Source organism: Bradyrhizobium sp. ISRA464, assembly GCF_029910095.1.
Taxonomy (GTDB): Bacteria; Pseudomonadota; Alphaproteobacteria; order Rhizobiales; family Xanthobacteraceae; genus Bradyrhizobium.
Map to the genome: position 1 here is coordinate 3,229,934 of NZ_CP094526.1, position 21,752 is coordinate 3,251,685.

The window sequence follows — 21,752 nt, forward strand, 5'->3', positions numbered from 1 at the left end:
GCTTTCTCTTGTCATTGCGAGCGAAGCGAAGCAATCCATCTTGCCGCTTGTGGAGGCATGGATTGCTTCGTCGCTAACGCTCCTCGCAATGGCGGCAGCGGCTGTGGGGCTAGCCTCGTCCCACAAACGGCATCTTGGTCGCCATCACCGTCATGAACAGCACGTTGGCGTCGAGCGGCAGGCCCGCCATGTAGGCGACGGCATCGCCGACCGCTTTCGCGTCCATGCGCGGTTCGTGCTTGGTCGTGCCATCGGGCTGCAGCACGCCGGGGCCGTTGACCATGCGGTCGGTCATCGGGGTTGCGGCGTTGCCGATGTCGACCTGGCCGACTGCGATGTCGTACATGCGTCCGTCAAGGTTGGAAGACTTGGTGAGGCCGGTGATGGCGTGCTTGGTCGAGGTGTAGGCCGCCGAGAACGGGCGCGGCGCGTGCGCGGAGATCGAGCCGTTGTTGATGATGCGGCCGCCGCGCGGCTTCTGGTCCTTCATGATGCGGAAGGCGTGCTGGGTGCACAGGAACGGGGCGGTGAGGTTGGTGTTCACCACGGCTTGCCACTGCTCGAGCGGCAGATCCTCGAAATTGACCGGCGGTGCGCCCATGCCGGCATTGTTGAACAGCAGGTCGAGCCGGCCGTAGGTGGCTTTCACCTTGTCGAACAGCGCGGCGATCGAGGCCGGGCTGGTCATGTCGGCGGTGACGCACAGGCTCTTGCCGGCGGGGCCGAGCTTGCTGGTTTCCTCCAGCATCTCCAGCCGGCGTCCGGCGAGCACGACGGTGAAGCCTGCATTCATCAGGGCAAGCGACGCGGCGCGTCCGACGCCGGTGCCGGCACCGGTGACGACGGCGATCTTGTTGGCTGCCTCAGTCATCTGGTTTCCTCTTTCTTGGCTTTTGCTTCGATCTCGGTCTTGTAGGGCGGACGCGGAATATTCTGGTGCGCCGCGCGCAGCGCCGCGGACCAGCGCGAGCGCAGGTCATGGAAATAGGGTTCGCCGGCCTCGATGCGGTGGTTGAGGTCGGCCTCGCAGGCGTCGGCGCGGACCACCAGCACGTCGATTGGCAGGCCGACGCCGAGGTTGGAGCGCATCGTCGAATCCATCGAGATCAGGCCGGTCTTCAGCGCCTCATAGAGCTCGACGTCGTAATGCATGGCGCGGTCGAGCACCGGTTTGCCGTATTTGTGCTCGCCGATCTGCAGGTACGGCGTGTCGGTGGTGCATTCGATGAAGTTGCCGGCGGTGTAGACCATGAACAGGCGCATCCGCGAGCCCTTGATCTGACCGCCGAACAGGAAGGAGACGTCGAAGGAGATGTCTTCGCCGCGCAGCGCTTCTCCCTCGGTTGCGTGCACGGCGCGGATGGCGCGGCCGATCCGCTGTGCCGCCTGGAACATGGTCGGCGCATTCATCAACGTTTCGAGCTCGCCGGTCTGCGGGTCTGCCATGCCCTCGGTCAGGGTCGATAGCACCGACTGGCTGATCGCCAGATTGCCGGCGCTCGCGACCGCCATGATGCGCTCGCCTGGCGTTTCGAAGATGTGCAGCTTGCGGAAGGTCGAGACATTGTCGAGGCCGGCATTGGTGCGGGTGTCCGCGATCATGACGAGGCCGTCTCGCACCAGAATTCCACAGCAATAGGTCATGTCCAGTCCCCGCCGGTCCGACTGTCTCGGCGCCAAACTAGTAGCCAATTTCACGGTGCCATCCAACCCCAATTCCTTTCCGCGGAACATGCGGTGAATGGTCAAAAATGGTTGCCTCTCGACCGCGTCGATGGCCAGGGCAGCGGCTGCCTTGGCTCGCGGCTGGCAACGGTCCCGGCAGCCCGAGGCGCCGTCCCGGTTCAGGAACGGCTGGCCGGAATGTTCAGCGCGATGCGCGGCCTCCAACGACGCAATGACTCATGCGCCTGCTCTGCGTTGCGCGCAGCCGGCAATGATCTGCCTCCCGCATCGTTGCGGCGCGCACGGCATTGTGCTCGACTGTTCGCGATCAACAAGAAAAAGAAATTCCGAGAGGCGAGAATGTCGTTCAGGCTGGCCGCATGCATTGCGGCGTTGGGTCTCGTGACCATGGCGGCAAGCCCAGCATTGGCGCAGAAGAAGGGTGGCACGCTGCGGCTCTATCACAACGACAATCCGCCCTCGACCTCGCTGCTCGAGGAATCCACCATCGCCTCGGTGATGCCGTTCGCGGCTGTATTCAACAATCTCGTGGTGTTCGACCCGGCCAAGGTTCACGAGAGCATCGACACCGTGATCCCCGATCTCGCCGAAAGCTGGTCATGGGATTCGACCAACACCAAGCTCACCTTCAAGCTGCGGCAGGGTGTGAAATGGCACGACGGCCAGCCGTTCACGGCAAAGGACGTGCAATGCACCTGGCGGATGCTGATCGGCAAGAGCGAGACCCAGGACTTCAAGCGCAATCCGCGCAAGGTCTGGTACACCAAGCTCAAGGACGTCAGCATCAACGGCGATTATGAGGCGACGTTCGAATTGAGCGAGCCGCAGCCGGGGCTGCTGGCGCTGCTCGCCAGCGCTTTCTCGGTCGTCTATCCCTGCCACGTGCCGCAGCAGGTGATGCGCACCAAGCCGATCGGCACCGGGCCGTTCAAATTCGTCGAGTTCAGGCGCGGCGATTCGATCCGGCTCGTGCGTAACCCGGATTACTTCAAGAAGGACCGGCCGTATCTCGACGAGATCACGGTGCGCACGATCGACAGCCGCGCGACGCGCATGCTGGCGTTTGCGACCGGCGACTACGACATCACCTTTCCCTCCGACGTCACCATTCCCCTGATGAAGGACGTCAAGGCGCGGGCGCCGAACGCGATCTGCGAGATGACGGCGACCAACACCCAGATCAATCTGATGGTCAACCGCGTCAATCCGCCGTTCGACAATCCCGACATCCGCCGCGCGATGTCGCTGGCGCTGGACCGCAAGGCCTTCAACACCATCCTGTTCGAGGGCAACGGGCGGCTCGGCGGCGCCATGCTCGCGAAGCCGGAAGGCGAGTGGGGCATGCCGCCCGATGTGCTGGCGACGCTGCCGGGCTATGGGCCTGATACCGAGAAGAATATCGCGGAGGCGCAAGCGATCATGCAGAAGCTCGGCTACAGCGACGCCAAGCCGCTGCCGATCAAGATCCAGACCCGCAACCTACCGACCTATCGCGATCCGGCGGTGATCCTCGCCGACCAGCTCAAGAAGATCTACATCGTGGCCGAGCTGGACATTCTGGATACGCCGCGCTGGTACTCCCGGCTGCAGCGCAAGGACTACACGATCGGGCTGAACGTGACCGGCGTCAGCGTCGACGATCCCGACGGCAATCTGGTCGAAAACTACTCCTGCCACTCCGAGCGCAACTACACCCAGTATTGCAATGCGGAGGTCGACAAGCTGCTGGCCGCGCAGTCCCGCGAGCTGGACAAGGACAAGCGCAGGCAGCTCGTGTTCGACATCGAACGCCTGCTGGCCGAGGACGCGGCGCGCCCGATCATCCTGCACTCATCGGCCGGCAATTGCTGGCAGCCCTATGTGAAGAACTTCCATCCGCACGACAACAGCCAGTACAACAATCTGCGGTTTGAGGACGTGTGGCTGGATAAATGACGTGTGGCTGGATAAATAATGCGTCCTGCCCCGCTGGCGACGACATGCGCCGCCGCCCTTCGCACACGCGAAGCGCTCGCGCCGATCGCCGGGTGTCAGAGTAGCGACGGCACCGTCAGTCAGGCCGCGTAGAGATCCATCGGGACATCCGAAGCCGCTACGGAAGTTCGGATATCAGCTTGGTCCACTCGGCCTCGGGCCAGGCCCGTGAGGTGCAGGTCCGTATGTTTCCCTGAGAACTGAGGGCAAGTGCGAGCTTTGTGATGTGGTCGCCGAGCGGCGCTTCGGCGAGGAGAAGAAGGTCATGCTCGCCGGAGGTGAGATAGACCTCCTTGATTTCGACGCCGAGCGTCTTGGCGAGTTCTCTCGCCGCTCGGCTGCGCTTGGGAGCTTCCCGCACATTACGAATTCCCTGGTCGGTCCAGTCGATCCTCACTATGAATGTCGCCATGTCGTCCTCCAAGGGTTACGCATTCCCCTTGTCTGCCGCGCGCGGCAGGCCAACCTGCTTCATGTTGAAGCTGAGGGAGCGCCATATAAGGCAGGCGCTACTTTCAGACTGAGATGCCTGCCGACGGCCTGACCGCTGCCTGTTCCGTCAAACGGCGACGTCGGCCCGTCCCGTCTCAAAGGGCAGCTCCCCCGAGATTACGCCATGTCCTTTGCTCAAGGAAGAGGGCTCCCCGCGTTGTGATCGCAAACGCGGTGGCAAGGCTCGGTGATCACACGATATTCGCGTAAGCGAGAGCACTGCGTCGAGATCACACGCTCTGCGCAAAGGATAAGGGCCGCAGAAGGCTTTCGCTTGCCGGGCTGCCATTTGGTGCAAGTCAAGTCAGGTGTGGGTGTAGTCACCCGGTTTCAATCCGAGGGCTTTGACAGCCGCTTCGGGAAGCGGCCCCCACGCTTCGACCCTTTCATTCGGGGCCATCATTTCCGCAATAATTGCCGTGGCCTTTGCCGCGTCTCCTTCAGCAACGAAGAAGACCGAGCGAACGGGCGGGCCGCCGTCCAACGGCTCAGTTGTTACGAGGACAACCTGACCATTTGCCATGCCCTCATATATCACTATCGCGGCGCTGTTTCCACGGATCCCATCGATCGATCTCGGCGATCCGGCCGGCGACGTGCGCGCCAAGAGAGAAGCCGCCACGGTATTGCATCGTGGCGGCTCGAACACCAAATAGTTGAACGTGGGAGGCAGAACCGCTCCAGGAGAGTGAGCGTGGCCAGCAAAAGAGCAAACGAAGAGCTCCCCGTCATTGCGCGCTTTGAGGTGCGCCGCCGCAACTACCTCGCGCCGGACGGCGCGATGAACCGGCCGCTTCCCGCCTTCGCCAGCGATGCCAAGCTGCTCGTCGAACTTTACCGTTCGATGGTGCTCTTGCGCCTGTTTGACCGAAAGGCTGTCGCATTGCAGCGCACTGGCCGGCTGGGAACCTATGCCGTTTCGCTCGGCCAGGAGGCGGTGTCGGTCGGCATCGCGAGTGCGATGCGGGAAGATGATGTTCTGCTGCCCTCTTATCGTGACAATGGCGCGTTGCTCTGGCGTGGCGTCAAGCTGGAGGAGATCCTGCTGTTCTGGGGCGGCGATGAACGGGGCAATCAATTCTCCGGTCCGGTTCACGATTTCCCGTTCTGCGTTCCCGTCGGATCACAGGCGCCGCATGCCGCCGGTGTGGCCTATGCCTTGAAGCTGCGCAAGCAGCCGAGCGTGGCCGTCTGCCTGTTTGGCGACGGAGCCACTTCGAAAGGCGATGTCTACGAGGCCATGAATTTTGCCGGCGTGCACAAATTGCCGGTCGTATTCGTCGCCACCAACAATCAATGGGCCATATCCGTGCCGCTGCGGCTGCAGACCGCTTCTGAAACGCTGGCCCAGAAGGCGATCGCTGCCGGGTTCAGCGGCGAGCAAGTGGATGGTTGCGACGTGGTGGCGATGCGCGCCGCGGCCGAGGAGGCCATTGCCGCTGCCCGCGACGGCAAGGGCCCTCACTTCATCGAAGCGGTCACCTACCGGCTCGGCGATCACACGACGTCAGATGATGCATTGCGCTATCGTTCGGCCGAAGAAGTCCAGGCGCATTGGAAGGAAGAGCCGATCGCGCGCCTCAGGTCATATCTTGTCGGTCAGAAGATGTGGACCAAGGCGGACGAGGAGCAGCTTGCCGCCGAGTGCCATCAGCGCATCGAGGCGGCGGTGGAGCGTTATCTGACGACGCCGCCGCGCCGGCCAGAAACCATGTTCGACAACCTCTATGCCGATCTGCCCGAGGCGTATGCCGTGCAGCGTCGCGAACTCGCGGGAGAGGACGATGCCTGAAGTGACGTTGGTCGAAGCCATCAATCTGGCGCTCGGCCGCGCGATGGCTGATGATCCCGCTGTGGTCGTGCTCGGCGAAGATATCGGTGTCAATGGCGGCGTCTTCCGCGCGACCATCGGCTTGCAAGAGCGCTTCGGTCCGGAGCGCGTCCTTGATACGCCGCTTGCCGAACTCCTGATCAGCGGTCTCTGCGTCGGCATGGCCGCGCAGGGACTGAAGCCCGTCGGCGAAATCCAGTTCATGGGATTCATTTATCCCTGTCTCGATCAGCTGGTGAACCACGCATCACGGATGCGTAACCGTACCCAGGGACGGCTTACCTGTCCGATGGTTCTGCGCACGCCGCATGGTGCCGGCATTCGCGCGCCCGAGCATCATTCCGAAAGCACCGAAGCGATGCTCGCCCACATTCCGGGCCTGCGTGTCGTCATGCCTTCGTCGCCGGAGCGCGCCTATGGACTTCTCCTCGCCGCGATCCGAGATCCCGATCCGGTGGTGTTCCTGGAGCCGACGCGACTGTACCGCGCGGCGAAAGGCGAGGTCGAGGACAACGGCGAAGCCTTGCCGCTGGATCACGCCTTCGTCTTGAGGGAAGGTCGCGACGTCACGCTGATCAGCTGGGGCGCGATGCTGAGGGAAACGATGGCCGCAGCGGACGCGCTCGCCGATGAGGGGATCGCTGCGGAGGTCGTCGACCTCGCCACGCTCAAGCCCTACGATGAGGACACCGTGCTCGGATCGGTCGCAAAGACCGGGCGCTGCGTCATCGTGCACGAGGCGGCGCACACCGGCGGATTTGGCGCGGAGATCGCCGCTCTGATCGCCGAGCGCGGACTATCCTCGCTGCTCGCACCCGTGACCCGCGTTACCGGCTATGACACGATCGTCCCGATGGCCCGCCTTGAGCAACGCTACATGCCGTCGGTCGGACGCATCGTGACCGCAGCCCGAAAGGCGTGCCAGTACAACTGAACACTAGCGGACCTTGTGCCATGCGCCAGTTCACGTTGCCGGACCTTGGTGAAGGTCTTGAAGAAGCGGAAATCGTCACCTGGTACGTCAACGAGGGCGACCACGTCGTGACCGACCAGCCGCTCGTTTCGGTCGAGACCGACAAGGCGGTGGTCGAGATACCGGCGCCGTCGAACGGACGCATCGCGCGTCTGTTCGGTGCCAAGGGCGATATCGTGAAGGTCGGCGCGCCGCTCGTGGAGTTTGCCGAAGGCGCCGGGGAGGACACCGGCACGATTGTGGGCGAGCTCGGCACCGGCGAGCAACAGCCGGCGGCAGCAACTCCTTCGACGCCGCCCAGCGCGCAGGGAGCTCACGTGTTTCCGGCGGTGCGCGCCCTCGCGCGCAAGCTTGACGTCGCGCTCGATCTCGTCGAGGCGACGGGGCCCGGCGGCACCATCACGCGGGCAGATGTCGAGAGGGCGGCGAAGCGGATGTCTCACGGCGGACCCGCCGAGCCGCTGCGCGGCTTGCGCCGCGCGATGGCGCAACGCATGGCGGCGGCGCACGCGGAAATCGTCCCTGCGACGGTCACCGATGAAGCCGACATCGACGACTGGCGACAGGGCGAGGACGTGACAATCCGTCTGGTGCGCGCGATCGCTGCCGCCTGCAAAGCAGAGCCCGCGCTCAATGCCTGGTATCATTCCGGCTCGGGAGAGCGGCGCCTGATCGAGCGCATCGATCTCGGCATCGCTGTCGACACCGGCGGCGGCCTGATCGTTCCCGTGCTGCGCAACGTCGCGGAGCGTAGCGTATCGGACCTGCGGGCTGGGCTCGACCGCCTGCGCGCCGACGCAATCGCGCGCGCCATACCCCCGGAGGAGCTGCGCGGTGCGACGATCACGTTGTCGAATTTCGGAATGATCGGAGGCCGGTTTGCCAATCTCATCATCGTGCCGCCGCAGACGGCGATCGTCGGCGCCGGGCGGATTTCGGAGCGCGTGGTCGCCCATGGGGGGCAGATTGCAGTTAGACGCACGCTGCCGCTATCGCTCACCTTCGACCATCGGGTGGTGACGGGCGGCGAAGCGGCCCGTTTCCTGGTTGTCCTCAAATCCGAGCTTGAGCGCATTCCCTGATTCCAGCCATGCGCCTGTCGACCGGCGGCACTTGGCACCGACCGGGTGGCTCGCAACGGGCGCGGGTAGGGTGCCGGTCTTCCGCTAGGACTGCGTCTGACTCTGCCACTGCCCGGGACGTCCTGCCTGGTCGACCTTGACTGCAACCGTGAGCGTCTCGGTGCCGCCGCCATAGCGGGTGCCGCGCACGGGAGCGGCGCCGAGATAGTCGAGGCCGATCGCGACGCGGGCGTGGGCGTCGGTGGTGCAGATGCCGTTGGCGGCGTCGAAGCCGACCCAACCGAGGTCGGGCACATGAGCTTCCGCCCAGGCGTGGCCGGCCTGCTGGTTGACCATGCCGTCCGAGCGCAGGAAATGGCCGGAGACGAACCGCGCCGGGACGCCGCCGGCGCGCGCGCAGGCGATGAAGATATGCGCGTAGTCCTGGCAGACGCCGCGTTTCAGCGCGAACGCCTCCGAGGCCGAGGTGGCGCTGTTGGTCGGGTCCTCGTCGAAGGTCATGTGCTCGTAGATCTGCACCATCAGCGCGTGCAGGAAGCCGAGCACGTCGCTGCCCGCTTCCGCGCGCAGCTCGCGCACGGATGTCGTCATCGCCGGGTTGAGGTCGGTGAGCGGCGTGGAGCGCAGGAACAGGCTCGGCGGAAACCGCTCGTCGGTGCCGCGCAGCACGCCGCCGGTGTCGTGGGTCTCGATCAGACCTTCGCAATGGATCGTGAGGTCGGCGATTGAGCCGTATGTCAGCACATGGGTGATGTTGCCGAACGCGTCCTCATGGGTGTCCAGCCGGGAGTCAGTGGAGACGTCGATCTGCCAGTCCGCAACATATTGGCTGTCATGACTGCCTGGCGTCATCCGCAGAATCTGGATCACGGCCGAGGCCGCCGGCTCGTAGCGATAGGTGGTGGTATGGGCTATCCGCAGGCGCATGGCACCGGTCCCGAAATGCTTGGAGCAGCGAAGCTGGCGCTAGATCAAATACTGCTTGGTGACGATCTCACCCAGCCGCGAGTTATCCGCGATGAACTCCTGGATGAACTCGTGCACGCCGTGCTGGAAGATATCGTCCATATGGCTGTGTTCAAGCCGGTTTCTGATGCCGCGAGCGTGGCGCTGGGCGGCGCCCTGGCGGCCATAGGCAACGCCGATCTGGTCCAGATTGCGCACCAGATTGCTGTAGCAACTGGCCAGCGACCGCGGCAGCGTGTCATTGAGGATCAGGAGATCGGCGATCAGCCAGGGTTTGAGGGTTTCGCGGTAGACCCAGTGATAGGCCGTCAGCGCCGAGACCGAGCGCAGGATCGAGGTCCACTGGTAATAATCCAAGGGGCCGCCGACATGCTCCTCCTCGGGCAGCAGCACATGGTATTTCACGTCGAGAATGCGCGCGGTGTTGTCGGCGCGCTCGAGATGCACCCCGAGCCGCGAGAACCAGTAGGCGTCGTTTCGCAGCATGGTGCGGTAGGCCGAGCCGTCGAAGCGCAGCGAGGTCTCCTGCACAAAGCGCAGGAATTTGGCCAGTTCCTCGCGATTGGCGGGGCCCTTGCTCCAGACCGCCTGCAGCTCGATCCAGGCCGAGTTGATGGTGTCCCACATCTCCGACGTCAGCGCAGTGCGCACGGAGCGGGAGTTGAGCCGGGCCGCCTCGATGCAGTTCTTGATTGAGGACGGGTTTTCCGGCGAGAAGGAAAGATACTCGACGACGTTCTGCTCGTTGGCTTCCTGGTAGTGATCATAGAAGCTCGCACCGACGCCGGCGGTGAGCAGCGCGGAGTCCCATTCATTGGTCTTGCCGATATAGGCTGCGGGCAGGGCGGTGACGCGCAGCGTCGCATCGATCGTGCGCGCGAGATATTCGGCGCGTTCGACATAGCGGGCCAACCAGAACAGGTTTTCGGCGGTGCGCGACAGCATCGAGAAATCCTCACAAGACGCCAAGCAATTTGAGTTCACCTCCTCCCGAAAGGGGGAGGTCGACGCGTAGCGTCGGGTGGGGGTCTTCTCTCCATGCAGCGCAAGCGGCCGGCCTCCACCCCGACCCTCCCCCTTGCAGGGGGAGGGAGGGTTTCCGCTGCGCGTTGGGCTTCAAATCACTCACTCAGTATCCAGGTGTCCTTGGTGCCGCCGCCCTGGCTCGAATTGACCACGAGCGAGCCTTCCTTCAGCGCGACGCGGGTCAGCCCGCCCGGCACGATGGTGGTGTGGCTGCTGCCGGTCAGCACGAACGGCCTGAGGTCGACATGGCGGGGCGCGAGGCCCTTGTCGGTGCAGGTCGGGCAGGTGGATAGCGCCAGCGTCGGCTGGGCAATGAAGCCTTCGGGCTCGCGCTTGAGCTTGTCGCGGAATGCCTCGATGGTCGCTTTGGTGGCGGCCGGGCCGATCAGCATGCCGTAGCCGCCGGAGCCGTGCACCTCCTTGACGACGAGATCGGCGAGGTTGTCGAGCACGTAGGACAGATCCTGCGGTTCGCGGCAGCGCCAGGTCTGCACGTTCTTCAGGATCGGCTCCTCGCTGAGATAGAATTTCACGATATCGGGCATGTAGGAGTAGATCGCCTTGTCGTCGGCGATGCCGGTGCCGACCGCGTTGGCGAGCGTGATGTTGCCGGCTGCATAGGCCGACATCAGCCCGGGCACGCCGAGCGCCGAATCCGGGCGGAAGGTGAGGGGATCGAGGAAATCGTCATCGACGCGGCGATAGATCACATCGACCCGCTTCAGCCCCTCGGTGGTACGCATGAAGACCTCATCGTTCTTGACGATGAGGTCGCGGCCCTCGACCAGCTCGATGCCGAGCTTGTCGGCGAGGAAGGAGTGCTCGTAATAAGCCGAGTTGTAGACGCCCGGCGTCATCAGCGCGACCGTTGGTTCGGCGGAAGCGCTGTGCGGCGCTACCGAGCGCAGCGCCGACAGCAATTCATCCGGATAGCGTTCCACCGGCGCGACACGGTGCCGCGCGAACAGGTCCGGAAACAGCCGCATCATGATCTCGCGGTTTTCCAGCATGTAGGACACGCCGGACGGCGTGCGTGCATTGTCCTCCAGCACGATGAAGTTTTCCGGATCGGTGCGGATGATGTCGATGCCGGCGATGTGGACGTAGACGTCGTGCGGCACGTCCTGGCCGTTCATCTCCGGCCGAAACACCGGGTTCTGGAAGATCAGGTCTTCGGGGACGACGTTGGCGCGCAGGATGTCACGGCCGTGATAGATGTCCCTGAGGAACATGTTGAGCGCGAGCACGCGCTGCTTGAGGCCCTTTTCCAGCAGCGTCCATTCGTTCGCCGACATGATGCGCGGGATCACGTCGAAGGGGATCAGCCGCTCCTGGGCTTCGGCATCGCCATAGACCGCGAAGGTGATACCGATCCGGCGGAACAGGAGCTCCGCTTCCTGGCGTCGATATTCGAGCGCGTCTGGCGGGGTCTCTTTGAGCCAGCGGGAGAGCTCCTGGTAGGCCGGGCGGATGTCCTCGCCGAGACCGTTCATCTCATCGAACGCAACTGCCATAAAGCCTGCCGCCCTCCGAAGCCGTGTGACACAGTGCATGACTTGATGGGATGGTAGCAAGGGGCGGGCCAGCGCTATATGCATTGGCTTGCGGCATTTGCCGGGGATGACCCGGCGGGCTGCCTGAAAAACCGGCGGAGATCTGCTTATTTCGACGGCAAAACCCCGTGACATCAAGGCGTTGGATCGGCAATGTCAGGGGACCAAGTTAAGGAATGAGATCATGAGCGAGATCGTCACGGCAGGACTTCTGGTGATCGGCGACGAGATCCTGTCCGGCCGGACCAAGGACAAGAATATTGGCTTCATCGCCGAGTACCTAACCAACATCGGCATCGACTTGAAGGAAGTGCGCGTCGTCGCCGACGAGGAGGCCGACATCGTCTCTGCTCTTGATGCGCTGCGGCATAGGTACACCTACGTGTTTACCACCGGCGGCATTGGGCCGACCCATGACGACATTACCGCCGACAGCGTGGCGAAGGCGTTCGGTGTCGATATCCACCATCATCCGGAGGTGGTGGCGCGGTTCAGGGAGCGCTGGAGCGGGCAGGATCTGAACGAGGCCCGGCTCAGGATGGCCCGCGTGCCCGACGGCGCCGAGCTGATCCAGAGCGCGACGATTCTGGCGCCTGGCTTCAAGCTCGGCAATGTCATCGTGATGGCCGGCATCCCGACGATCATGCAGGCGATGATGGACATCGTGGCGCCCACCCTGAAGTCCGGCGTGCGCATGCTGTCGGATTCGGTGCGGGCCGACGCGCGGGAGGGCGACATCGGCGGCCCGCTGCGGGCGATCGCGGAGGCACATCCCGACACGATCATCGGCAGCTATCCGTTCCAGGACGAGAACAAGAAGCCGAACACCAATCTGGTGGTGCGCTCGCGCGATCCGGAAAAGCTTGCGGCGGCGATGGGCGCCGTAAAAGAGATGTTGAAGCAGGTACAGGCTGCGCAGAGGAAGCCAGCGGCGGGTTGATACGACATGGTTGAGAAGAATTCGGAATCAAGCGCGCAGGAACGGGCCGGCAGGCCGTTTCCGGTCTCGTGGGATCAATTCCACCGGGATTGCCGGGCATTGACCTGGCGGCTCAACGAGGTCGGGCCGTTTCACGCGGTGATCGCGATCACCCGCGGCGGCCTGGTGCCGGCGGCGATCGTGGCGCGCGAACTCGGCTTGCGCGTCATCGACACCGTCTGCGTGGCGAGCTACGACCACGACAAGCAGGGCGACCTGCAAGTGCTCAAGGGTATATCGGAGCTGACCGCGAAGCTCGGCGGCGGAACTGGCAAGGGACTCCTGATCGTCGACGACCTCGTCGACACCGGCAAGACCGGCAAGCTGGTGCGCGAGCTGCTGCCGGACGCACATTTCGCGACCGTCTACGCCAAGCCGAAGGGACGGCCGCTGGTCGACACCTTCATCACCGAGGTGTCGCAGGACACCTGGATCTTCTTTCCCTGGGATACCGCGCTGTCGTTCCAGCCGCCGATCCGCGACGGCGCGGCGTAGAGTCACCTCGCCCCGCTTGCGGGGAGAGGTCGGATCACATCGCACGATGCGATCCGGGTGAAGGGGGACTCACCGCGGGTTTGTCTCTCACCGTATTTGTGGAAACCGCCCCTCACCCCGACCCTCTCAGAGCGAGCTGTGCTCGTCTCGACCCCGCAAGGGCGGGGAGAGGGAGGAAGGAAAGCCATGCCGCTGCAAAACCGCGTCACGCCGACCGGCGACATCGTCGCCACCGAGCATCGCGGGATGTTCACCGGCAACCGCGGCATCATCCACGATCCCGCGACCCGCACGCTGCTGAACAAGCGGTGGTCGACGCCAGCCTGGCTCACCTGCGTCTGCGAGTTCAGGGGACGGCGGCGCAAGGTAATGAGCCGGCAGAGCTGGACCGAACTCTTCTTCCTCGATGAAGCCACAGCATTCGCGGCAGGGCACCGGCCCTGCTTCTTCTGCCGCCGCGATGACGCCATGCGGTTTCGGGCGGCATGGGAGCAGGGCAATCGCGTAAGCGATCTCAGCGCCAAGGCTATCGACGTCGTGCTGCACGCCGAGCGGCTCGATCGCGGCAAGAAGCGGCTGCATCCGCTGCCGATGCCAGTCGACGAGTTGCCCGATGGCACAATGGTGCAGGCGAACGGGGGCAGCTATCTCGTCGCCGATGGCAAGACGTTGCGCTGGTCGTTTGCCGGCTACAGCACTGCCGACGTTATCGCTCTCGCCATGCTGCTGACGCCGCCGTCAACGGTCCGTGCATTCCAGGCCGGCTACCGGCCGGTGCTGCATCCGAGCGCCGCGCCCGCGCTCGGCTGATCCATCGGCGCAGCCCTTACGCCAGCCGCTGCCGCGCCAGCCTCGCGCCGGCACCGAGCGCGACCAGCTTGGCTTCGGCGATATCCCGCCGCATCGGCGCCATGCCGCAATTGGTGGTCGCGATGATGTTGCCCTTCGGCACGAACTTCGCGACGGCTTCAATCACCTTGACCACGTCCTCGGCGGTTTCGACCTCGTCGCTGGCGACGTCGATCACGCCGGCCTGCACGATCTTGCCGGGCAGCGCGGCCAGCAATTCCAGCGGCACCTTCGAATTGCGGCATTCGATCGCGACCTGCTGGATCGAGCTTTTGTCGATCACCGGGAAGGTCTCTTCATACTGCCGCCACTCGCCGCCGAGTGTCTGCTTCCAGTCGGTGTTGGCCTTGATGCCGTAGCCATAGCAGATGTGCACGGCCGTGGCGCAGGTCAGCCCTTCGGCCGCGCGCTCCAAGGCCTTGATGCCCCAGTCGCGGACCTGGTCCATGTAGACGTTGAAGGCGGGCTCGTCGAACTGGATCATGTCGACGCCGTCGGCCTGCAGCGCCTTGGCCTCCTCGTTGAGCAGTTCGGCGAAAGCAAAGGCCATCTTGACGCGGTCGCCGTAGTGCCGGTCGGCGATCGTATCGATGATGGTCATCGGGCCGGGCAGGGTGAACTTCAGCTTGTTCTTGGTATGCGCACGCGCGGCGCGGGCTTCGGCGTCGTGGACGCGGCCCTTCAGCCTGAGCGGCGCAACCACCTGCGGGACCATCGCCTTATAGCGGTCCTTGCGGATACCCATCTCGACCTTGTGGGCGAAATCGATCCCCTCGATTTTCTCCAGGAAGCCGTGCACGAAATGCTGCCGCGCCTGTTCGCCCTCGGTGACGATGTCGACGCCGGCATCCTCCTGCAGCTTGACCGCAAGCACCGTGGCGTCGCGCTTGGCGCGGGCGAGCTCGGCGCCTTGAGATTTCCACGGCGCCCACAGCATGTTCGGCTCCGCCAGCCATTCCGGCTTGGGCAGGGAGCCCGCGATCGTGGTTGGAAACAACATGGGAGCCTCCCGATGGGTTCGGATTGAGCGCCTGTGTGCCATGTCCTATGGTGGAGGTACAGAACAACAAAAGTCTTTGTGACCGGGAATAAGGACGCCCATGATCGACCTGCACTACGCGCCGACGCCAAACGGCTGGAAAGTCTCGATCATGCTGGAGGAACTGGGGCTCCCCTACAAGGTCATCCCGGTCAACATCCGGGCCGGCGAGCAGTTTCGCCCGGAATTCCTGGCCATCAGCCCTAACAACCGGATCCCGGCGATCGTCGACCACGCGCCGGCCGACGGCGGAGGGCCGTTCTCGGTGTTCGAGACCGGCGCCATCCTGATCTATCTCGCCGATAAGACCGGCCGCTTCCTGTCGCAGGAGCTGCGCGCGCGGTCGACCGTCATCCAATGGGTGATGTGGCAGATGGGCGGTTTGGGTCCGATGCTCGGCCAGCACGGCCATTTCGCGCTCTATGCCCCCGAGAAGATTCCTTACGCGATCGAGCGCTATCGCGACGAGGCGGCGCGGCTCTACGGTGTGCTCGACCGTCAGCTCGGCAAGACCGGCGCCTATATCGCCGGTGACGATTACTCGATCGCCGACATCGCCTGCTTCCCCTGGACCATGACCCACAAGGCGCAGGGCTTCACCCTCGACGATTACCCGAACATCAAGCGCTGGTACGCGACCGTGCGCGCCCGCCCGCAGGTGCAAGCGGGGCTTGCGATCGGCAAATTCGTCAAGGAGCCGTTCGACGAAGAGGCACGCAAGAACATGTTCGGGCAGCGCGCGAAGGAGCTTGCCGAGAGGAAATGACGCTATAACCCCTCATGGTGAGGAGGCGTAGCCGTCTCGAACCATGAGGCCCGGATGGTGGCCTCATCCTTCGAGACGCGCTCCGCGCTCCTCAGGATGAGGATTGAGAGAAGCGAGAACAAAGGAAACGCCATGATCGAATTCTTCTTCGACTGTTCCAGCCCCTGGACCTATCTCGCCTGGCACAACATCCAGCCGCTGGCGAAGGAGTTCGGTGTCGAGATCACCTGGCGGCCGATCCTGGTCGGCGGCATCTTCAATACCGTCAATCCGTCGGTTTACGCGCAGCGCGAGAAGCCGGTGCCGCTGAAGGCGCGCTACATGAAGAAGGATCTCGCCGACTGGGCGCGCTCGGCGGGGCTTGCGATCAAGATGCCGCCGACTGTGTTTCCGGTGAACAGCGTGAAAGCGATGCGCGGCTGCGTCTGGCTCGGCAATGAGAAGATGGTGCCGTTCGCCCGCGCGGTGTTCGAAGCCTATTGGGGCGATGACAAGGACATTTCGCAGGACGCGGTGCTGACCGAGATCTGCGGTAAGGTCGGGATCGATCCGGCAAAATTCCTTGCCGGGATCGGCGACCAGGCGGTCAAGGACCAGCTCAAGGCCAACACGGACGAGGTGATGGCGCGCGGCGGCTTCGGCTCGCCGACGATCTTCATCGACAAGACCGACATGTATTTCGGCAACGACCGTCTGCCCTTGATCCGCGAGGCGCTGGCACGCCTCAAGGCGCGAGCTGCCTGATGCCGAAAGCCGTCGTCTGCCGCGAGCTCGGGCCGCCCGAGCGCCTGCGCCTGGAAAGCTTCGCCTCGGTGCCGCTGAAGCCGGGCGAGGTCCGTGTCGCGATCCGCGCCGCCGGGATCAATTTCCCCGACATCCTGATGGCCGCGGGCGAATATCAGCTCAAGCCGCCGCTGCCGTTCACGCCGGGCTCGGAAGCCGCCGGCGATGTCGTCGAGATTAACGGTACCGCTGGTGTCGCCGTCGGTGACAGGGTGATCGTCAAGATGCGTTTCGGCGCCTATTGCGACGAGACGGTCGCGACACCGTCGCAGCTCGTGCCGCTGCCGTCGACCTTCGACTATGCGGAAGGCGCCACCTTCCTCGCCGCGCACGGCACCGCGTACCACGCGCTGATCGACCGCGGGCAGATCAAGCCGGGCGAGGTGCTCTTGGTGCACGGCGCCGGCGGCGGCGTCGGGCTTGCCGCGGTCGAAATCGGCAAGCTGCTCGGCGCCACCGTGGTCGCGGCGGCCTCCAGCGAGGAGAAGCTGGCTATCGCAAAGGCGCGTGGCGCCGATCACGTCTTGCTCTACGAACGCGAGCCGTTCCGCGACGTCGTCAAGCGCCTCACCGATGGCCGCGGCGCCGACGTGGTGTTCGATCCCGTCGGCGGCGAGGTGTTCGAGAACTCGATGCGCTGCATCAACTGGGGCGCACGGATCCTCGTCGTCGGCTTCACCGGCGGCATCGGCCTTGCCCGCACCAATCTCCTGATGATCAAGGGGGCGAGCGTGCTCGGCGTTCGCGCCGGCGAGGCGGTGCGAAAGAACCCCGCACTCGGCGAGGTCAGATTCAAGACGCTGAGCGAGTGGGCGGAAGCCGGCAAGGTGCGACCCAACATCTCACACCGCGTGCCGCTCGAGGATTATGCGAAGGCGATGCGGCTCCTGATCGAACGCAAGGCAATCGGGCGCGTGGCGCTGCTGACCAAATAAGCTGTGCAGGGCGGATTAGGCTTCGCTAGTCCGCCCTGCGATTGGCGGCGAACTTCCCCTCTTGCAGGAAGGCGATGGTTTGCGCGATGGCCTCGCTGTTGCGCACCAGGGGTGCGAGGTGCGGACCACGATGTGATCGGCCATGCCGTCGAGCCTGGTGTTGACGATCGAGACCCGCCCGTCGTGCGGCCGCGGCAGCCCGATGGAGGTGATCGGATAGATCGAGCGGTTACCCGCGATGATGCCGGTGGCGTAGTCGATCGGCGGCAGCATCGTGCTGGTCGCGGCATCGCGGCGGGTGACGAGCTGCTGACCGGCCGGACCGAAGAAGGCGCGATAGGCCGCGAGGTTCTTCAGGCGGTCGGCGATCTCGCTGCCGCCGTTCGGTGTGCCGAGCATCACGACGCGGCCGAGCCGCAGCGGGCGGTGCCTCGCGAGATAGACGCGGGCGAGAAGGCCGCCCATGGAATGGCAGACGAAATGGACGGAGCCCCCAAGGTCGCCCGCGAACAGCTCGACCGCAGGATGGATGTCCTCGGCCAGCGCATCGAGCGGCTTCCTCCGGCTGTCATAATCGAGATTGAGGGTGACAAAGCCAGCGGCCTGCAGCGCCAGCTCCATCCGGCGAAACGAGCGCGCCGTCCTGCTGATGCCGTGCAGCAGGACGACGCCGTCAGGTGTTGACGTCGCGGGACGCCGTTCGCTCACTTATACTCGCGCTCTTGCCACCACGGGAAATAGTCGGGCATGTCCGACGACACCTTGTTCTTGAACTGCGCGGGACGCTTTTCGAGGAATGACACCACGCCTTCCTTGACGTCATCGGAGCGGCCGCGGGCATAGATGCCGCGGCTGTCGACCTTGTGTGCTTCCATCGGATCGTCGGCGCCCAGCATGCGCCACATCATCTGGCGGATCAGCGCCACCGACACCGGCGCAGTCTTTGCCGCGAACTCCTTGGCGAGCGCACGCGCGGTCGGCAACAGATCGTCCGGCGGCACCACGTTGCTGACGAGCCGGCCGGCGAGCGCCTCCTGCGCCGGGAAGACACGGCCGGAATAGCACCATTCCAGCGCCTGGGAGATACCGACAATGCGCGGCAGGAACCAGCTCGAGGCGGCCTCCGGCACGATCCCGCGCTGGGAGAACACGAAGCCGAAGCGGGCGGCCTCGGAGGCGATGCGGATGTCCATCGCAAGCTGCATGGTCACGCCGATGCCGACCGCAGGGCCGTTCACCGCGGCAATCACCGGCTTCAGGCACTTGAAGATGCGCAGCGTCACCTGGCCGCCGCCGTCGCGCACCTGCGGATCGCTGTAGTCGGCGCTGCCGTCGGCATTCCGCCGCACCGGGCCGCGCCGCGCGTCGCGGTCGAAGGTGTTGGCGCCGGAGGACAGGTCGGCGCCGGCGCAGAAGCCGCGGCCCGCACCGGTGACGATGATGGCCCTGACATCGTCGTCCTTGTCGGCTTTGTCGAACGCGTCGATCAGCTCCTGCTGCATCGTCGCGTTGAAGGCGTTGAGCTTGTCGGGCCGATTCAGTGTGATGGTGAGAATCTGCTCGGCGACCTCGTACTTGATCGTCTCATACGCCATGGGGATGATTTCCTCTCGGTTTTCTTGGATGAAGAGCGCAACGCGCATCTTCATCCAGATAACCCGGCAATGCATCCCTTGTGAAGAAGCCGGATGCGCGGAGCGTCCCGTGCATCGCGACTTGCGTTGAGGCGCTATTTCTTCGGCGGCGTGGGCCACGGTTTCTGCGCGCCGCGCAGGCTCTCGAAGGCCTTGCCCATGCCGAGCACGCCGATGTCGTCGAAGCGGCGGCCGATGATCTGGACGCCGATCGGGAAGCCCTTCTTGTCATAGCCGCCATTGATCGACAGCGCAGGGTTCTCCGACATATTCCACGGCACGGTATAGCAGATGTGCTCGAACGGCTTTGCGGGATCGTTGAGCGGCGCGGCGAACTCCGCCGGGAAGTTCACGACCGGCGAGACCGGCGAAATCACGTAGTCGATCTCGCAGAACAGCTTCGCGGCCGCCGCGCGGATCGCCATCGTCTGGTTGAAGCCGCGCACGACGTCGACACCCGAGAGCTTCGCACCAGCCTCGCCCCACTTGAGGATGTAGGGCAGGGTCTTGTCGCGCTCGGCAGCCGGGAGTTTCGAGAGATCGTCCCACATCCGGGCACGCCAGAAATTGTCGAGCCCCTCGAGCATCTCCTGGGTCAGGATGCCGTCGATCTCGGTGATCGCGGCGCCGGCGGATTCGAATGCCTTCGCAGCCTTGACGACGACGTCGCGAACGTCCTTCTCGAGCTTCTGGCCTACGCCGAGATCGAGCATCAGGCCGATGCGAAGCTTGCGCGGCGACTTCTCCAGCGCCTTCCAGTTGACCTCGAGTGCGGCGGGCAGGCTCATGCCGTCGCGGCGGTCGGGGCGCGACAACACGCTCATCATCAGCGCGGCGTCGTCCACAGTGCGGGTCATGGGGCCGGCAACGCGGCCGACATAGGGCGGGTCGATCGGAACGCGGCCGAGGCTCGGCTTCAGGGCAACGATGCCGCACCAGCAGGCCGGCAACCGTACCGAGCCGCCGATATCTGTGCCGAGATGCAGCGGACCGTATCCGGCGGCACCGGCCGCACCCGCGCCGGCGCTTGATCCGCCGGGGTTCTTGCTGACATCCCAGGGATTGCGAGTGAGGGGATGGAACGACGACAGCCCCGACGACAGCATGCCGTAGTCGGGCATCGTGGTCTTGGAGAAGATCACGCAGCCCGCTTCGCGCAACCGCGCCGCGGGCGGTGCATCCTTCGGCGCCGGCACGAGCTTGACGCTCGCCGAGCCCAGCGGCACCGGCTGGTCCTTGGTCGCGACATTGTCCTTGATGGTCGCGGGAACGCCGTCGAGCGTGCCCGCCGGCTCGCCCTGGTTCCAGCGCTCGGTCGAGGCCTTCGCAACCTTGCGCGCCCCGTCGGGATCGTAGAGGTACAGCGCCTTGATGTGCGGCTCCCATGCCGCCACGTGGGCGATGACCTCTTCGAGGACCTCCGACGGCGAGAACTGCTTCGCACGATAGCCAGCGAGCAGGTCGACGGCGGAGAGATCGTGCAGCGAGGTGATGGCGTCCTGTGCGGACTTAGGCATGGGCACCTACCGGCATGCGTTTCTCGATGATGCGGGCGAACATGCTGGCGCCGATCGGCAGGATCTTGTCGTCGAGGACGTAACCCGGATTATGCACGGGGACCGAGCCGTCATGGCCGACCCAGAAATACGCCCCCGGAATGGCCTGCATCATGTCGGCGAAATCCTCGCTGCCCATCTTCGGGGTCGAGCGGGTGAACACCTTGGCAGGATCGACCACGGTGCGCGCGACCTCTTCGACCACACGGGACTGTTCTTCCTGGTTCACCAGCACGCTGAACGTATCACGGATATCAGCCTCGATCTCGACATCATAGGCCGCCGCCATGCCGGCGCAGATCGCGCGCATGCGCTTGCGGATCAATGCGCGGGTGTCATCGTCGAAGGCGCGGACGGTGCCGCATAGCCAGGCCTCGCCCGGAATCACGTTGTAGGCGGAGCCGGAGTGGATCTGCGTGATCGAGACCACCGCGGGCTGCAGCGGATCGACATTGCGGCTGACGATCGACTGCAGCGCCTGTCCGAGCGTCATCGCAATCACCACCGCGTCCTTGGAGCGCTCCGGCATCGCGCCGTGCGCGCCATAGCCGTGGATGCGGATGTCGAAGAAGTCGGCGCCGGCCATCGCCGGTCCGGGCAGGATCGCGATCTCGCCGTGGTTGAGGTCGGGCGCGTTGTGCAGGCCGTAGACCTCGTCGCAGGGGAACTTCTGGAACAGGCCGTCCTTGATCATCGCCCGCGCGCCGCCGAGGCCTTCCTCGGCCGGCTGGAAGATGAAATGCACGGTGCCATCGAAATTGCGGGTCTCGGCGAGGTAGCGCGCCGAACCGAGCAGCATCGTGGTGTGGCCGTCATGACCGCAGCCGTGGAAGCGGCCGGGAATGGTCGAGCGCCACTTCAGATTGGTGTTTTCCTCCATCGGCAGCGCGTCCATGTCCGCGCGCAGGCCGATCCGCTTGGTGCCGTTGCCCTTGCCCTTGAGCACGCCGATCACGCCGGTGCCGCCGAGCCCGCGATGCACCTCGATGCCCCAGCTCTGCAGCCTGTCGGCGACGATGCCGGACGTCCGCACTTCCTCGAAACCGATCTCGGGATGCGCGTGCAAATCCCGCCTGATGGCGGTGAGTTCGTCGGCAAAGCTGTCGATGCGCTCAATTGTGGGCATGGTCTCT

Annotated in this window: 23 protein-coding genes; 11 read left to right on the forward strand and 12 right to left on the reverse strand. The window is 64.6% G+C overall.

Annotated elements, in window-relative coordinates; all coding sequences use genetic code 11:
* Positions 1-109: 109 nt before the first annotated feature.
* Positions 110-871, reverse strand: a complete 762-nt coding sequence (locus tag MTX19_RS14980) for an SDR family oxidoreductase (protein ID WP_280977179.1) — start codon at positions 869-871, stop codon at positions 110-112.
* A complete protein-coding gene (locus tag MTX19_RS14985) occupies positions 868-1,644 on the reverse strand; it encodes a peptidase (protein WP_280986041.1) in 777 nt (258 codons plus the stop codon). The genes MTX19_RS14980 and MTX19_RS14985 overlap by 4 nt, the downstream gene beginning before the upstream one ends.
* 381 nt (positions 1,645-2,025) lie before the next feature.
* Between MTX19_RS14985 and MTX19_RS14990 the strand changes: the two genes are divergently transcribed.
* Positions 2,026-3,621 (forward strand): ABC transporter substrate-binding protein, encoded by a 1,596-nt coding sequence (locus tag MTX19_RS14990; protein ID WP_280984241.1) that lies wholly within the window; start codon positions 2,026-2,028, stop codon positions 3,619-3,621.
* A gap of 157 nt (positions 3,622-3,778) precedes the next feature.
* Here the strand turns inward: MTX19_RS14990 and MTX19_RS14995 are convergent, their stop codons facing one another.
* Entirely contained in the window at positions 3,779-4,072 is a 294-nt protein-coding gene (locus tag MTX19_RS14995; RefSeq protein ID WP_280977182.1) for a GYD domain-containing protein, read from the reverse strand.
* A 384-nt stretch (positions 4,073-4,456) separates the two neighbouring features.
* Positions 4,457-4,675: a hypothetical protein gene (locus tag MTX19_RS15000; protein ID WP_280986042.1), complete on the reverse strand. Its 219-nt coding sequence runs from the start codon at positions 4,673-4,675 to the stop codon at positions 4,457-4,459.
* On the opposite strand from MTX19_RS15000, the gene MTX19_RS15005 reads away from it, so the two are divergent.
* The 4 genes from MTX19_RS15005 to MTX19_RS15020 are packed head-to-tail and all read left to right on the forward strand — an operon-like array spanning position 4,674 to position 8,038.
* Positions 4,674-4,808: a hypothetical protein gene (locus MTX19_RS15005; protein ID WP_280986043.1), complete on the forward strand. Its 135-nt coding sequence runs from the start codon at positions 4,674-4,676 to the stop codon at positions 4,806-4,808. The genes MTX19_RS15000 and MTX19_RS15005 overlap by 2 nt on opposite strands.
* A gap of 38 nt (positions 4,809-4,846) precedes the next feature.
* Positions 4,847-5,944, forward strand: a complete 1,098-nt coding sequence (pdhA, locus tag MTX19_RS15010; protein WP_280977184.1) for a pyruvate dehydrogenase (acetyl-transferring) E1 component subunit alpha — start codon at positions 4,847-4,849, stop codon at positions 5,942-5,944.
* Entirely contained in the window at positions 5,937-6,917 is a 981-nt protein-coding gene (locus tag MTX19_RS15015) for an alpha-ketoacid dehydrogenase subunit beta (RefSeq protein ID WP_280984243.1), read from the forward strand. Before pdhA ends, MTX19_RS15015 begins: the two co-directional genes overlap by 8 nt.
* A gap of 20 nt (positions 6,918-6,937) precedes the next feature.
* Positions 6,938-8,038, forward strand: coding sequence for a dihydrolipoamide acetyltransferase family protein (locus tag MTX19_RS15020; protein WP_280984244.1), 1,101 nt, complete (start codon positions 6,938-6,940; stop codon positions 8,036-8,038).
* 84 nt (positions 8,039-8,122) lie between these two features.
* Here the strand turns inward: MTX19_RS15020 and MTX19_RS15025 are convergent, their stop codons facing one another.
* The 3 genes from MTX19_RS15025 to MTX19_RS15035 form a co-directional block, all read right to left on the reverse strand.
* Positions 8,123-8,965 carry a transglutaminase family protein gene (locus MTX19_RS15025; RefSeq protein ID WP_280984245.1) on the reverse strand — a complete coding sequence of 281 codons (843 nt, stop codon included), beginning with the start codon at positions 8,963-8,965 and terminating at the stop codon, positions 8,123-8,125.
* A gap of 39 nt (positions 8,966-9,004) precedes the next feature.
* On the reverse strand, positions 9,005-9,949 hold the full coding sequence (locus MTX19_RS15030; RefSeq protein WP_280977188.1) for an alpha-E domain-containing protein: 945 nt from the start codon (positions 9,947-9,949) through the stop codon (positions 9,005-9,007).
* A 176-nt stretch (positions 9,950-10,125) separates the two neighbouring features.
* Complete coding sequence (locus MTX19_RS15035; RefSeq protein WP_280984246.1) at positions 10,126-11,544, reverse strand: circularly permuted type 2 ATP-grasp protein; 1,419 nt, start codon at positions 11,542-11,544, stop codon at positions 10,126-10,128.
* A 223-nt stretch (positions 11,545-11,767) separates the two neighbouring features.
* Between MTX19_RS15035 and MTX19_RS15040 the strand changes: the two genes are divergently transcribed.
* From MTX19_RS15040 to MTX19_RS15050, 3 genes are all read left to right on the forward strand, one after another.
* Positions 11,768-12,523, forward strand: a complete 756-nt coding sequence (locus MTX19_RS15040; RefSeq protein WP_280984247.1) for a molybdopterin-binding protein — start codon at positions 11,768-11,770, stop codon at positions 12,521-12,523.
* Between the two features lie 6 nt (positions 12,524-12,529).
* Positions 12,530-13,057: a xanthine phosphoribosyltransferase gene (gene gpt, locus MTX19_RS15045; RefSeq protein ID WP_280984248.1), complete on the forward strand. Its 528-nt coding sequence runs from the start codon at positions 12,530-12,532 to the stop codon at positions 13,055-13,057.
* A gap of 186 nt (positions 13,058-13,243) precedes the next feature.
* On the forward strand, positions 13,244-13,867 hold the full coding sequence (locus MTX19_RS15050; RefSeq protein ID WP_280984249.1) for a hypothetical protein: 624 nt from the start codon (positions 13,244-13,246) through the stop codon (positions 13,865-13,867).
* A 16-nt stretch (positions 13,868-13,883) separates the two neighbouring features.
* Here the strand turns inward: MTX19_RS15050 and MTX19_RS15055 are convergent, their stop codons facing one another.
* Positions 13,884-14,906, reverse strand: coding sequence for a methionine synthase (locus tag MTX19_RS15055; protein ID WP_280984250.1), 1,023 nt, complete (start codon positions 14,904-14,906; stop codon positions 13,884-13,886).
* A 100-nt stretch (positions 14,907-15,006) separates the two neighbouring features.
* On the opposite strand from MTX19_RS15055, the gene MTX19_RS15060 reads away from it, so the two are divergent.
* From MTX19_RS15060 to MTX19_RS15070, 3 genes are all read left to right on the forward strand, one after another.
* Complete coding sequence (locus tag MTX19_RS15060; RefSeq protein ID WP_280984251.1) at positions 15,007-15,711, forward strand: glutathione binding-like protein; 705 nt, start codon at positions 15,007-15,009, stop codon at positions 15,709-15,711.
* A 132-nt stretch (positions 15,712-15,843) separates the two neighbouring features.
* Complete coding sequence (locus tag MTX19_RS15065; RefSeq protein WP_280984252.1) at positions 15,844-16,455, forward strand: 2-hydroxychromene-2-carboxylate isomerase; 612 nt, start codon at positions 15,844-15,846, stop codon at positions 16,453-16,455.
* Positions 16,455-17,429, forward strand: coding sequence for an NADPH:quinone oxidoreductase family protein (locus tag MTX19_RS15070; protein WP_280984253.1), 975 nt, complete (start codon positions 16,455-16,457; stop codon positions 17,427-17,429). The genes MTX19_RS15065 and MTX19_RS15070 overlap by 1 nt, the downstream gene beginning before the upstream one ends.
* Before the next feature lie 15 nt (positions 17,430-17,444).
* On the opposite strand, the gene MTX19_RS15075 is transcribed toward MTX19_RS15070, so the two are convergent.
* The 4 genes from MTX19_RS15075 to MTX19_RS15090 form a co-directional block, all read right to left on the reverse strand.
* Complete coding sequence (locus tag MTX19_RS15075) at positions 17,445-18,137, reverse strand: alpha/beta fold hydrolase (RefSeq protein WP_348638292.1); 693 nt, start codon at positions 18,135-18,137, stop codon at positions 17,445-17,447.
* A complete protein-coding gene (locus tag MTX19_RS15080) occupies positions 18,134-19,024 on the reverse strand; it encodes a crotonase/enoyl-CoA hydratase family protein (protein ID WP_280984254.1) in 891 nt (296 codons plus the stop codon). The genes MTX19_RS15075 and MTX19_RS15080 overlap by 4 nt, the downstream gene beginning before the upstream one ends.
* 134 nt (positions 19,025-19,158) lie before the next feature.
* Positions 19,159-20,580, reverse strand: a complete 1,422-nt coding sequence (locus MTX19_RS15085; protein WP_280984255.1) for an amidase — start codon at positions 20,578-20,580, stop codon at positions 19,159-19,161.
* Positions 20,573-21,745, reverse strand: a complete 1,173-nt coding sequence (locus MTX19_RS15090; RefSeq protein ID WP_280984256.1) for a M20 aminoacylase family protein — start codon at positions 21,743-21,745, stop codon at positions 20,573-20,575. The genes MTX19_RS15085 and MTX19_RS15090 overlap by 8 nt, the downstream gene beginning before the upstream one ends.
* Positions 21,746-21,752 lie beyond the last annotated feature (7 nt).